Below are 12,985 nucleotides of genomic sequence, written 5' to 3' on the forward strand. Positions count from 1 at the left end.
GGCCGACATGAACGAGATGCACCTGTTCTACGCCTTTGCCGGCTTTGCCGCCGCCTTTCTGGGCGAGGCAGTGTATCTCCTGACCGTGAATGCCAGCGCCGACCGCCGTCAGATCAACCGCCGGCTTCGCGTGTCGGCGCCGGACGCCAACCGGCAGGAGGTCATGGTGCTGCTCAGGCGCGAACGCGGCCTGACAGCGTCGGGCGGCATGCCGCGCCACCTCGCCTGGCTCGGCCGACTGATCGTGCAGTGCGGCATCACCATCGGCCTCACCAAGCTGATGCTGGTGTTCGTCGCCACCGGCCTCATCATCGCCGGGCTCGTCTTCAACTTCACCGACCACGACATCGTCAAGACCGCGATCGCATTGCCGCTTGGCGGTTTCGTGCTTCCCGTCATGGTGCTGCGGATGCGGCGAAACCGAAGGCAGGAGAAGTTCGCCCTGCAATTCCCGGAGGCGATCGAGCTGATCGTCCGCAGCCTCAAGGCCGGGCATCCGGTGCCGGTCGCCATGTCGATGGTGGCGCGCGAAATGCCCGATCCCATCGGCACCGAGTTCGGCCTGATGACCGACGAGGTGACCTACGGCGCCGATCTCGTGACGGCGCTCGCCAACATGCAGGCCCGTGTCGGCCAGGAGGACTTGCCGCTGTTCGTCACGGCGGTGTCGATCCAGTCGTCGACGGGCGGCAACCTGCGCGAAATCCTGCAAAACCTCACCGACGTGATCCGCCAGCGCATCAAGATGCGGCGAAAGATCCGTTCGATTTCGGCCGAGGGGAGAATATCCGCCGTCTTCCTCACCGCCATGCCGGTCCTGCTGTTCGCGGCCCTCAACTTCATGTCGCCCGACTACTACGGGTCGGTGTGGGGCAAGCCGATGACCACGTGGGGTCTCCTCGGCGCCGTCGCATGGCTCGGCGTCGGCAACCTGATGATGAAGAAGATGATCAGTTTCCGCTTCTGAGGCCCAAATGCCCGACGTTGCCCGCTCACTTCTCGATTTCGCGACAGCCCGACCGGACCTCGTTGCGCTCGTCGCCTTCATGGCCATGCTGACCAGCATCGCCGTGACGGCAGTGAGTTCGCTTGCACGCCGTCGTCGTCTCAGGCGCCGCCTGAAGGTCGATCTGCCGGTACCGAAGCGAGACGCGACGAGAGACGAACCCGGCGAGGATCCGCTGTCGACGCTTGGCCTCGGGCCGGAGGGCAGCCGCCTGTCGCCGACGCTCGAACGGTTCGTCATCCAGGCCAACGGCATCGTCAGCAGCGGTGATGCCGGCAAGATGAAGCTGGCCCGGCAGCGGATGATCCGGGCCGGCCTGTTCTCTCCCTACGCCGTTGCCCTGTTCTTTGTTGCCCGCCTCGCGGGCGCTGCCGGATTGCCCCTCGTCGCGCTGCTGTTTCTTGCCTTTACCGGCTTCGAACCGGTCATGACGAAGCTGCTCCTCATCCTGATGGTGTCGGCCATTGTCGGCTATCTCGGCCCGAGCCTTTACGTCGACCGGCGCGCCAAAGCGGTGCTGCGGCAGAACCGCATTGCCTTCCCCGATTTCATGGACCTGATGGGCGTCTGCGCCAACGCCGGGCTTTCCATGGAGGCCAGCCTGGAGCGCGTGACCCAGGAACTGGCGCCGATGTACCCCGCGCTCGGCGTCAATCTTCAGGTGCTTTGCCTTGAGGTACGAGCCGGGCGCTCGATGGAACTGGCGCTGCAGACCCTGGCCGATCATGTCGGCGTACCTGAGGTCCGCGCCTTCGCAACACTGCTTCAGCAGTCGCGCGAGCTGGGGTCGAGCCTTTCGGATGCGCTGCGCGTCTTCGCCGAGGACATGCGCCATCAGCGTCTCGCCGCTGCCGAAGAAAAGGCCTACGCTTTGCCGGCCAAGCTGTCGGTACCGGTCACCGCCTGCATCCTGCCAGTGGTCCTGTTCATCGCCATCTGGCCGGTGGTGGTGAAGTTCAACAGCTGATCAGGCCGCGGCGACGTCGTCGAGGAAACTTCGCACTCGCTGGCGCAGCTCCGCGGTCTTCTCCGTCACGTCGGCCGAGGTCGAGAACACCGATCCGGCAGCCGCGCGTGATTTTTCCGCCGACGACGACACGCCGTCCACGCTGTGCGTCAGATCGGCGGCGCTCGACGACACCGCACCGATGTTGGCGGCTATGGTGCCGGTGACGACGCCCTGCTCCTCGATGGCGGCCGAAATGGTGGTGGTGTAGGAGCGCACCTCGTTCATCACGACGCCGATCGAGCGGATCGCTTCGACGGTGTCGCCGGTCGACGACTGAATGCTCGCGATCTTTTCGGAAATGGTGCTGGTCGCCTGGGCCGTCTGGGCGGCCAGCGACTTCACCTCGCTCGCGACCACGGCAAAGCCCTTGCCGGCCTCGCCGGCGCGGGCAGCCTCGATCGTGGCATTCAGCGCGAGAAGATTGGTCTGGGCGGCTATGCTGTCGATGAGGGTGACCACCTCGCCGATGGCATCGGCCAGTTCCGCCAGCTCGCCGACGCGCTTGTTCGCCCCGTCGACCATCTCGGCAGCGCGCAAGGTCACCTCGGAGGTTCTGGAAATCTGCTCGGAGATTTCGGAAATGGCGCCGCGCAGTTCGTCGGACGCGGAGGCGACCGCCGACGCGCTGGTGGCCGATTGCTCGGCCCCTTGCGCCGCCTTGCTGGCCAGCCGTTCGGTCTCCTCGCCGGCCGTCGAGAGATCGCCGGCCAAACGGTCGAGACCGGTCATTTCGGCGATGACGGCATCGAGCCGACGCCCGACATCGCTCCCAAAGCTGGAAATCAATCCTTCGACCGCCTCGCGTCGACGCTGGCGGTCCTGGTCGGCGCGCTCCTGCTCGGCGCGCAGGGCGTTCCGCTCCTCGGCATTGCGACGGAAGACGTCGACGACGCGTGCCATTTCACCGACCTCGTCGCTGCGCTCAAGGCCGGCAACCTCAACTGGGCGCCCTTCGGCAATGTCGGCCATCGAGGCGCGCAGAGCGCGCATCGGCAGGGTAATGGTGCGGGTGAGCCAGCTCGCGACAAGCACCAGAAGCGCGGCGATCACCAGGGTGGAAACCGCCGCCCAGATGGCCGACGAACGGTTCTCGGCGGCAATGTCGTCGACATAGACGCCCGTTCCGATCGCCCAGCCCCAGGATGGGAAAGGCAGCACGTAGCTGGTCTTGGGCACCGGCTGCTCGGCGCCCGGTCGCGGCCAGAGATAGCTGTAGTAGCCGCCGCCGTTCTTGGCGAGCCGGGCCATATCCTTGAACAGAGTTGCACCGGCAGGATCGGTGGATGCAGAGAGATCCTTGCCGTCGAGTTCCGGCTTGATCGGATGCATGACCATGTGTGCGTCGAAATCGATGACGAAGAAGTACTCCTGACCGTCGTAGCGCATGGACGAAAGGGCCGCGAGCGCTTCTCTTTTCGCCGTGTCCTCGTCAAGCGCACCGCTCTTTGCGAGGTTCGCGAAATGGCCGACCGACGACAGAGCCGTGTCCGTGAGGGAACGCAACGTCTCGGTGCGATGGGTTCTGTTCGAGGCCGTGAGCTGGTAGGTCGACAATCCGGCAACACCGGCCACCGCGAGGACGGCCAAGATTATGAGAGCATGGAATCGTCCGGCAATGCTGTTGAGCCTGATCATTCTTCTTCCACCCCTCGCGCTATACAGCACTCCCGCCGGATGATTGATGAAGCGTGTGAACAGCTCATTAATGAAGTAAGGACAGCGACATGCATGCGGACAATTATTTCGGCGCACCTTCTTCATAAAATTGAACAGGAATTCTTGACGCAGATTTATGGTGCATTCACTAGAGTTCGATGAGCCACCAAGGTATGCACCATGGATCGACTCTTTTTCCTACCAGCCATTGTTCTTCTCGTCTCGCTACCACTCGGTGCGTGCAGTACAGCCTTCGAAGACGGGCTTATTGACGGCGGCCCCGAGTATTCGCAGTTCGCGACCCAGCAGGCGGCGTTGCGCGATCGCGCCAAGGCGGCCTTTCGGCAGAGCGACTTCGCCGGGGCCGAGCGTACCTTCCGGGCAGCGTTGGCCAAGGATCCGCTCGATCCGGAAGCCTGGCTCGGTTTCGCGGCCGCTTCCGATCGGCTCGGGCGGTTCGAGGTCGCCGACAAGGCTTACGCACAGGTGATCGCCATCGCCGGCCGTCGCGGCGAAGTGGTGAACAACATGGGTTGGTCACAGTGGCTCAGGGGCAACCGCGAGGCGGCGAAGCTTCTCTTCGCCGAAGCGCTGACGCTCGCCCCCGGAAATCCGGTGATCGCCGCCAACGCATCGGTCAAGAGCGCCGAAAGCTGACTATAGCCGGATCGGCCCCTTGAAGATGAAAAACGCGCCAAGACCGATGAAGGCAAAGCCGACGAGGTGATTGAGCGTAATCGGCTGCTTCAGATAGACGGCCGAGAAGACCATGAAGATGACGAGGGTGATCACCTCTTGCATGGTTTTCAGCTCGGCCGCCGAATAGACGCGGAAGCCGTAGCGGTTGGCCGGAACCGCGAGACAGTATTCGACGAGGGCGATCGTCCAAGAAATCAGGATGACGGCCCATAGGGGCTTGTTCGGGTACTTGAGGTGACCGTACCAGGCGAAGGTCATGAACAGGTTGGAGGCGACGAGCAGGACGACGGGGAGGAGCGCCGACGGGATGAAGGACATTAGAGCCATTCCGGTGGGAAGAATTCCGGAGTCTTGATTCCAGAATTTTGGCGGCATGACGGCAGCCTTGATTTCGACATGCCTGCGGCGCATCGACCCGCCGTCCGCGTGCCAGGAGTCGAGCGATGCGATTGTCCCTTCTTGTTCCCTTCCTCGCCCTGATGGCCTCTCCCGCCCTTGCCGGCGATATCGAACCGCGCCTGACGCTGCCAGCGGGCATCCATGCCGTGGCGCTCACCTTCGACGCCTGCTCGGGCGCCGTCGACGAGCGAATCCTCGACGAACTGATCGCCGATCGCGTTCCCGCCACACTGTTCGTCACCCACCGATGGCTGAAGCGCAACGCCGCCGCCACGGCTCTGCTTCTTGCGCATGCCGACCTGTTCGAAATCGAAAATCACGGCGAGAATCACGTGCCGGCCATCACCGATCGGCCCACGGTGTTCGGTCTGGCTACGGCGGGGTCGCTCGCAGCGGTGTCGGAAGAAGTGTTGGGAGGCGCGGCTGCGGTGACCGCCGCCTTCGGGCGGAGCCCCGTCTGGTATCGCGATGCCTCGGCGCGCTACAGCCGTGACGCGGCCCATTTGATCGGCGAACTCGGATACCGCATTGCCGGCTACTCGCTCAACGCCGACGTCGGCGCCTCACTGCCGGCGGATACCGTGAGCAAGCGAATTCGAGCGGCACGGCCGGGCGACGTGATCATCGCCCACATCAATCACCCGGAGCGGCCGTCGGGGGCCGGCGTCGTCGAGGGTATCAAGGCTCTCCTGGCAAAAGGCGTCCGGTTCGAACGGCTCGACGCCGCCTTCTCGCTTCCGACCGGCTGAGGCGTTCACAGCGAACCGAAATCGCCCTTGATGGACGGATCGGCGGGGCGGCCCGGAGCGATCTTCGACACCGCGCCACTCTTCGGCGGGGCAAGCATGCCACAGGCGACCGTCAGCCCCGTACCGTCGGCGAGATCTAGATCGACGCTGCGGTTCGGCGTCACATCGAGCTGGGACCACGCTGGAGAGCCGTCGCCGGAGCCGAGGCCCACGAGACAGACCGACAGCGCCGGAGGCGCAGCAGAGGAAGCTTCGACGGCGAAGGCGGGGGACGCGATCTCGAACAGCGCTGCGATGGTCATCGACAGGAAAGCCGGTTTGCCAGGGATGCACACCATGATCGTCTCTCCAGAAGGACAGGCCGGCCGCCACCCGTCGCGGCAAAGCGGGCCTTTGTGGGTCCTATAACGCGGAGTAAGGCAAAGAGTTTCAGCTCGCAGGCACGCGAATGGGTCAGGACGCCGCCTTCTCGCCCGGCTTGGCCTGCCAGATATTCTGGCGGTTGCGAATTTCACGCGGGGCGGGACCGAAGTAGGTCGGGGTCTTCACGAAATCGCGCGGAGCCAGCACCACCGACTGGATGCGCTGGTAGAGCGACTTGGCCGAAATCGGCTTGCACAACAGCTCGTGAATGCCAAGCCTGCGCGCCTCGATGATCCGGCTGCGCTCGGTATGGCCCGTGACCATGATGATCGGAATGTAGGCGAAGGGGTTGGACGGTACGCGAATCATTCGCACCATGTCGGCGCCGTCGAGGATCGGCATCACCCAATCGAGGATCAGAATATCCGGGTTGGCGCGGTCCATCGCCTCCAGGCCGGACGCGCCATCTTCCGCCTCCACGATGCGGCGCGCGCCGAAGCCCTGCAGCATCGTCCTGAGGATCGTGCGCATGTAGGCGCTATCTTCCACGACCAGAAAGGTCAGGGATGACAGATCAAGCTGCACCGGCATACTCCTTCGACTCTCTCCCTATCAGCCAAAGGTGAAAAAGCAGTTAGGCGCCGCCGCAGCAGCGGCAGCGGACGCAAAGCCTTCGACCAAAGGCCAAACACGGCGCCCGACCGCATCGCCGCCGTCCGTTTCCTGGCGCGAGAAGAACGAAACCGCTTGAGACTTCACCCATGCCGTGCTTTAGTTTCAGACAGATGCGTCGGGTTTTTGGACCCGTTCAAAAAGCTGTGACCACGCAAGGACATCGGGGATCCCCACCGTCTTTTCGCCAACCCTATTGATCAAGACTGTCCACGATTTGATCGTGATCAAAGGCGTTTCGCGGCAATGTGCGTAGGTTATCGTAGGTGGAAAGACGACGGACCGTCGGCCGAAGCAAGGCGATCCGTTCACGGAAAGACGCTCAGTCCGCCGGGCGTCGGAGGGATTGGATCGATCATGAACTATGATGCCGTGTTCGAGAGTGCCGTCCAGGCGCTGCAGGACGAGAAGCGCTATCGCGTGTTCGCGGAACTGGAGCGAATGGCCGGGCGGTTCCCAACCGCTCTCTGGCATCAGGGCGGCGGAACGCGCGAGATCACCGTCTGGTGCTCCAACGACTATCTCGGCATGGGCCAGCACCCCAAGGTGATCGGCGCCATGACGACTGCCGCCGAGACGATGGGCGCCGGTGCCGGCGGCACGCGCAACATTTCCGGCACCAATCATCCGCTGGTCCAGCTTGAGAACGAACTCGCCGACCTGCACGGCAAGGAAGCGGCGCTGGTGTTCACCTCCGGCTACGTTTCCAACGAGGCGGCGATCTCGACCATTGCCAAGCTGCTGCCGAACTGCCTGATCCTGTCCGACGCGCTCAATCACGCCTCGATGATTCACGGCGTGCGCTCGTCGGGCGTCTCCAAGCAGATCTGGCGGCACAACGACCTCGGCCATCTTGAGGAGCTGCTGATCGCCGCGGGTTCGGATCGCGCCAAGCTGATCGTCTTCGAGAGCGTCTATTCGATGGACGGCGATGTTGCGCCGATCGAGCAGATCGCCGATCTCGCCGACAAATACAACGCCTTCACCTATATCGACGAGGTGCACGCCGTCGGCATGTACGGCAACCGCGGCGCCGGCATCTGCGAGCGTGACGGCGTCATGGACCGAATGGACGTCATCGAGGGCACGCTCGCCAAGGGCTTCGGCGTGATGGGGGGCTATATCACCGGCAAGAAGTCGCTGGTGGATGCCGTACGCTCCTATGCTCCGGGCTTCATCTTCACGACGGCTCTGCCGCCCGGCCTCTGCGCCGCCGCCACCGCCTCGATCCGCCATCTCAAGGAAAGCCGCAGCGAGCGCGAAGCGCACCAGCGGCAGGCTGCCCGCACCAAGGCGGTGCTGAGGGCCGCCGGCCTGCCGGTGATGCCGTCGGTGACGCATATCGTGCCGGTGCTGGTCGCCAATGCCGACCTTTGCAAGAAGGCGACCGACATTCTGCTCGAAAAGCACGGCATCTACATCCAGCCGATCAACTACCCGACGGTGCCGCGCGGCACCGAGCGGCTGAGGATCACGCCGACGCCGTTCCACAACGACGCGCTGATCGAGCACCTGCGCGACGCGCTGGTCGACGTGTGGGAGACGCTCAGCCTTCCCTTCTCCGAGCCGAGCGTGCCGGAGACGGAAAAGACCGTTCGCCAGCAGATCTTCAGCGCCGCCGGCGGCTGACCGAAACCTGCCCGAAAACGATGAACGGGACCGACGGCGTCGGTCCCGTTTTCTTTTTGCCGTGATGCTGGCGTCGCTCACCCCCTGCGACGTTCCTCGCCTTCGGGAACCCGTCCACGCACGCCCTCGGGGAGAGCTTCGGGTACATCCTCGACGTCGTCGTCCTCAAGGATGCGCCAGGCGGCACCTTCAAGATCCTCGTACTGGCCGGTCTTCAACGACCACATGAATCCGGCGAGGCCAAGGAGACCAAGCGCCAAGGCCGCCGGCACCAGAAAAACGAGAACGCTCATATCTGCACCTTGGCTTGCTCTCCAGCCAGCTCGTCACGGGCGGCCGCCACCGCCGCCGGAGGCCGTTCGGCGGGTGGCATCGCCACACGGCGCAAGCGCAACGCGTTGAGCGTCACGATCAGGGACGAGCCGGACATGGCCGCAGCGGCGATCAGCGGCGTGACGTATCCTAGAACGGCGATCGGCACGGCGATCAGATTGTAGACAACCGCCGTCCAGAGGTTCTGTTTCATCAGGCGGTAGGCGGCGCGCGACACGTCGAGTGCGGTGACCACCGGCTTGAGACGGTCGCCGAGGAAGACGGCATCGGACGCCGCCTGGGCAAGGTGGGCAGCCGAAACCGGCGACAGCGACACATGAGCGGCTGCAAGCGAAGGGGCGTCGTTGAGGCCATCGCCGACCATCAACACCCGCCGCCCTTCGGCCTTCAAGGCATCGAGCCGGGCGATCTTGCCGGCCGGGTCGACCTCGGCCTGCCATTCGGCGATGCCGAGCGTTTCGGCCACGATCGCGACCGCCGCCGCGCGATCACCCGACAGGATGATCAGGCGACACCCCTTGGCGCGGAGCTCGGCCGCCACCTCGACGGCATCCACCTTGAGGCGCTGGGCGAAGGCGAACACCGCCTTCCGCTCGCCATCGGAGAAAGCGATGAGCGAGGCATCGGGATGGGCGGAGCGCACCGGCTCCGCGAGATCCTCACCGATCTTGCAGAAGGCGAGCGATCCAAGCCGCAGGGTCCGCCCCGCCAGCTCAACCGTCACGCCCTCGCCCGTCACTTCGCGAGCGCCGTCGATGGTGCCTCCGGCGCCGGAGGCTCGCGCCAGCGCCTCGGCCAGGGGATGCCGGCTGGAGCGGGCAAGACGGCCGGCGAGCTCGAGAAGATCGTCGGATATGGAAGCCCGATTGGCGAGAAGCGGTTCGGGGCTGGTCAACGTTCCCGTCTTGTCGAAGACCACGGTATCGACGCGGGCGAGGCGTTCGATGGCGTCGCCGGCATTGAGCAGGATGCCATTGCGGAAGAAGCGGCCGGCCGCCGTCACCTGTACCGCAGGCACGGCAAGCGCCAGCGCGCAAGGACAGGTGATGATCAGAACGGCAATGGCGTTGACGAGAGCGGTGTGCCAGCCGGCGCCATAGAGCAGCCAGCCGATGGCCGTCAGCAAGGCCGATGAGTGGACCACCGGCGCATAGGCGCGCGCGGCGCGGTCGGCCAAGCGCAGCGCTCCGGATTTTGCCGTCTGCGCCTCGCCGATCAGCCGCTCGATCTCGGCCATCAGCGTGCCCTCGACGGCGGCGGTCACCACCACGGTGAGGAGACCGGCGCCGTTCAGGGTACCGGCGTGAACGACATCGCCTGGGGCGACCGGCACGGGAAGCGTTTCGCCTGTGACGAGACTGCGATCGACGTCGGACTGCCCGGAGAGAACCTCGCCATCGACGGGCACCCGTTCACCGGGCCGCACCACCACAATATCCCCGGGGCGCACCGCGCTGAGCGGCACGCGCACCAGATCGCCGTCGCTGCCGCGTTTCAATGCCGAGTCGGCACGGAGCGTTGCCAGCGTTTCCGCTTCCACCGCCGTGCGGCGGCGCATGTTCTCGTCGAGGAAACGGCCGAGCAGCAGGAAGAACAGCAGCATCAGCGCGCTGTCGAAATAGGCCTCGAGCGCGTGATTCAACGTGTTGAAGATGGAAAGGCCCATGGCCAGGCAGACGCCGAGCGAAATGGGCACGTCCATGTTGAGCGACCGGCGGCGAATGGCGGCAAACGCGCTGCGGATGAACGGCCGGGCAGCATAGGCCACCGTCGGAATGGCGATCAGAGCGCTCATGAAGTGGAAGAAGTCGCGCGTTTCCGGCGTGATGTCGGTGACATTGCCGGACCAGACCGAGACCGACATCAGCATGACGTTCATGGCGCCGAAGCCGGCGACGCCCATGCATTTCAGGAGCTCCCGCGCCTCGGCCGAGCGATTGTCGCGTCGCATCGCCGGATCGAAGGGCTGAGCCGGATAGCCGATCGCCGCCATCCGCTCCAGCACGGCGTCGGGGGTCAGCTTGTCGGGCGAGAAGACGACGGAGGTGCGGCGATTGCCGACGTTCACCCGGGCACTCACCACGCCCGGAAGGCGACGAAGGCCTCGCTCGATGTCGGTGAGGCAGGCGGCGCAGGTTATGCCGTCGACGGCGAGCTCGATGCGGCGGGCGCCATCGCGATCGGCGACGGTATAGGCGTCCCAATCGTGCCCGACGGACCGCCCCGAGGGATCGTCTTCCAGACCGCCGGCATCCACCGCTATGTTCACGGCCTCTCCCTTCGTCAGCGGACGAGGCGAAGCTGGTTGCGGCTCATGAAAAGTCGCTCGTCGCCTCGGTAGGCCTCGATCGTCAGACTCCACATGCCGGCCTTCACGCCTTGCAGCTCCGTTCGATAGGTGCCGCTCTCCACTTCGGGCAGCGTGGCCGAGTGGTCATGGTTCGGATCGACGGCATGAATCAGGCGGACGCGCACGTCGAGGCCGTGCAGATCGGCGCCAGACTTGTCACGAAAGTGAACTTCGACGGCAGCGTCGTCACCCACCGGCTTGACGGCGGCGTCCACCGTCCAGCCGCGCTCGGCCTGGGCTCGACCGGCGGCGATCTCACCTTCGAATTCCTGGCCAGCCTTGTAGCTCGAAGCCACCTCGACGCCTGGGAACGTCGAAACCGCGAAGTAAATGAAGGCGCCATTCACCGCGAAGGTGACGCCGAAGAAGGCAAAGAGCCAGAGGAGAACGCCCCGCCCGGTCAGGCGACGGCCGCGATCGGCTTCCTCGGTGGTAGCGGTCATTCGGTTACTCCCTCGCCATGTCCAAGCATCTGCCTTTTGCCAGCCGTTCGCAACCTTTCGGGCACGGTTCGGCCGGCATGGCTCAGTTCGGCGGCGCAGCCTTGAAGAAGTCGGAAGCGGAGGCCTTCTCTCCGTTGTCGGTATCGACGATGTAGAAGTCGATCGGCGTCGACTCCGGCAGAGACAACCCGCCTGGAACCATGACCAGCACGCGCAGCTCACGCGTCGTATCGGCCGGCACCTCGATCACCGGCTTGCCGCCGGCCGAGGCCACGCCTTGGGCTTCGACGATGAAGCCTTCCGGCAGGCCGGATACGGTGAGGGCGAAATGCCGCTCGTGGGCGCGCTTGTTGATGAGGCGCACGGTGTAGCCGTTGCGGGTGCCGCCGTCGGACAGGTTGACGTAGAGCGGATTGCGGTCGTGCAATACGCTGACGCCCTGGAAGGCACGGGTGGCCAGGGCGTAGGTCATGATGCCGCCGATGATGACGATCAACGCCGCGTAGAGCACGGTGCGTGGCCGCACGATGCGGAAGATCGGCGGCTTGCCCTCACTGCGCCGGGCGATGTTCATATCAGTATCGTAGCCGATCAGGCCGGGCTCGCGGCCGACCTTCTTCATCACCGTGTCGCAGGCATCGATGCAGAGGCCGCACTGGATACATCCGAGCTGCAGGCCCTCGCGAATGTCGACGCCGGTGGGACAGACCTGGACGCAGGCCTTGCAGTCGATGCAGTCGCCGACCTGGGCACCGGCCGCCTTCGCGCGCGCGCCGGTCCGGACCGACATGCGCGGCTCGCCGCGATCGGTGCGATAGGTGACGTTGAGCGCCCATTCGTCGGTCAGCGCCGCCTGGATGCGTGGCCAGGGGCACATGTAAAGGCAGACCTGCTCGCGCATGAAACCGGCGAGCGAGTAGGTCGTAAAGGTCAGGATGCCGATCCAGATGTAGACGATCGATGCGGCATTGCCGGTGAAGATGTCCCGGATGATCGTCGGCGCATCGCCGAAGTAGAGCACCCATGCGCCACCGGTGCCGACGGCGATCAAAAGCCAGACAAGATGCTTCGCCGCCTTGCGCGTGAGCTTGCCGACGCTCAGCGGAGCGCGATCCATCAGGATACGGTCGCGGCGATCACCCTCGAACCAGCGCTCGACTGCGAAATAGAGATCGGTCCAGACGGTCTGCGGGCAGAGATAGCCGCACCAGACGCGACCGGCCACCGCGTTCATCAGGAACAGGGCGATGGAAGCGAGCACGAGAAGGCCCGTAAGGTAGTAGACCTCCTGCGGCCAGATCTCCACGCCGAAGAAGTAGGCCTTGCGGCCGGCCATGTCGATCAGCACAGCTTGGCCAGGCGCATCGGGCCCGCGATCCCAGCGGATGAAGGGCAGGAAATAGTAGATGCCAAGCGTGATGATCAGCACCGACCACTTGATGGTCCTCAGCCGGCCACTGACCGATGCCGGGTAGTTCTTCTTGGCGGCGACATAGTAGCTGTCGCCTCCCGTCGTGACGTCCTCGTCAACCCGCATGGTGCCTTCATCTCCCGGCGGCCGCCTTGCCGTCCCGGCAGCTCGCTTCTAAGTAATCGCCACTATTATTAGCACATTAGCACAAACGAGAACTGGCGACGACCGGCGATTTGGTCGCTGCCGCCCATGCTACCGCTGCA

At 64.7% G+C, this 12,985-nt stretch carries 13 protein-coding genes; 5 read left to right on the forward strand and 8 right to left on the reverse strand.

Annotated features, from left to right (window positions below):
* Window positions 1-7: 7 nt before the first annotated feature.
* Both QQZ18_RS13885 and QQZ18_RS13890 read left to right on the forward strand, forming a co-directional pair.
* A complete protein-coding gene (locus QQZ18_RS13885; protein WP_284541514.1) occupies window positions 8-967 on the forward strand; it encodes a type II secretion system F family protein in 960 nt (319 codons plus the stop codon).
* Between the two features lie 7 nt (window positions 968-974).
* Entirely contained in the window at window positions 975-1,973 is a 999-nt protein-coding gene (locus tag QQZ18_RS13890; protein WP_284541515.1) for a type II secretion system F family protein, read from the forward strand.
* Here QQZ18_RS13890 and QQZ18_RS13895 read toward each other — a convergent pair whose 3' ends face one another.
* Window positions 1,974-3,650: a methyl-accepting chemotaxis protein gene (locus QQZ18_RS13895; RefSeq protein ID WP_284541516.1), complete on the reverse strand. Its 1,677-nt coding sequence runs from the start codon at window positions 3,648-3,650 to the stop codon at window positions 1,974-1,976.
* A gap of 201 nt (window positions 3,651-3,851) precedes the next feature.
* Between QQZ18_RS13895 and QQZ18_RS13900 the strand changes: the two genes are divergently transcribed.
* A complete protein-coding gene (locus tag QQZ18_RS13900) occupies window positions 3,852-4,328 on the forward strand; it encodes a tetratricopeptide repeat protein (RefSeq protein WP_284541517.1) in 477 nt (158 codons plus the stop codon).
* Here the strand turns inward: QQZ18_RS13900 and QQZ18_RS13905 are convergent, their stop codons facing one another.
* Window positions 4,329-4,688, reverse strand: coding sequence for a DMT family protein (locus tag QQZ18_RS13905; RefSeq protein WP_284541518.1), 360 nt, complete (start codon window positions 4,686-4,688; stop codon window positions 4,329-4,331).
* A 161-nt stretch (window positions 4,689-4,849) separates the two neighbouring features.
* Between QQZ18_RS13905 and QQZ18_RS13910 the strand changes: the two genes are divergently transcribed.
* Complete coding sequence (locus QQZ18_RS13910) at window positions 4,850-5,518, forward strand: polysaccharide deacetylase family protein (protein ID WP_284541881.1); 669 nt, start codon at window positions 4,850-4,852, stop codon at window positions 5,516-5,518.
* A gap of 5 nt (window positions 5,519-5,523) precedes the next feature.
* Here QQZ18_RS13910 and QQZ18_RS13915 read toward each other — a convergent pair whose 3' ends face one another.
* Complete coding sequence (locus QQZ18_RS13915) at window positions 5,524-5,856, reverse strand: hypothetical protein (RefSeq protein WP_284541519.1); 333 nt, start codon at window positions 5,854-5,856, stop codon at window positions 5,524-5,526.
* A 115-nt stretch (window positions 5,857-5,971) separates the two neighbouring features.
* Entirely contained in the window at window positions 5,972-6,472 is a 501-nt protein-coding gene (locus QQZ18_RS13920) for a response regulator (RefSeq protein ID WP_026790096.1), read from the reverse strand.
* A gap of 438 nt (window positions 6,473-6,910) precedes the next feature.
* On the opposite strand from QQZ18_RS13920, the gene hemA reads away from it, so the two are divergent.
* Window positions 6,911-8,182 (forward strand): 5-aminolevulinate synthase, encoded by a 1,272-nt coding sequence (gene hemA, locus QQZ18_RS13925; RefSeq protein WP_284541520.1) that lies wholly within the window; start codon window positions 6,911-6,913, stop codon window positions 8,180-8,182.
* 77 nt (window positions 8,183-8,259) lie between these two features.
* Here hemA and ccoS read toward each other — a convergent pair whose 3' ends face one another.
* From ccoS to ccoG, 4 genes are all read right to left on the reverse strand, one after another.
* A complete protein-coding gene (gene ccoS / locus QQZ18_RS13930) occupies window positions 8,260-8,475 on the reverse strand; it encodes a cbb3-type cytochrome oxidase assembly protein CcoS (RefSeq protein WP_284541521.1) in 216 nt (71 codons plus the stop codon).
* Window positions 8,472-10,778, reverse strand: coding sequence for a heavy metal translocating P-type ATPase (locus QQZ18_RS13935; protein WP_446728661.1), 2,307 nt, complete (start codon window positions 10,776-10,778; stop codon window positions 8,472-8,474). Before QQZ18_RS13935 ends, ccoS begins: the two co-directional genes overlap by 4 nt.
* Before the next feature lie 20 nt (window positions 10,779-10,798).
* A complete protein-coding gene (locus tag QQZ18_RS13940; protein WP_284541523.1) occupies window positions 10,799-11,308 on the reverse strand; it encodes a FixH family protein in 510 nt (169 codons plus the stop codon).
* A gap of 82 nt (window positions 11,309-11,390) precedes the next feature.
* On the reverse strand, window positions 11,391-12,845 hold the full coding sequence (ccoG, locus tag QQZ18_RS13945) for a cytochrome c oxidase accessory protein CcoG (RefSeq protein ID WP_284541524.1): 1,455 nt from the start codon (window positions 12,843-12,845) through the stop codon (window positions 11,391-11,393).
* Window positions 12,846-12,985: the final 140 nt, after the last annotated feature.

The sequence above is a fragment of the Pleomorphomonas sp. T1.2MG-36 genome (assembly GCF_950100655.1).
Classification (GTDB): domain Bacteria; phylum Pseudomonadota; class Alphaproteobacteria; order Rhizobiales; family Pleomorphomonadaceae; genus Pleomorphomonas.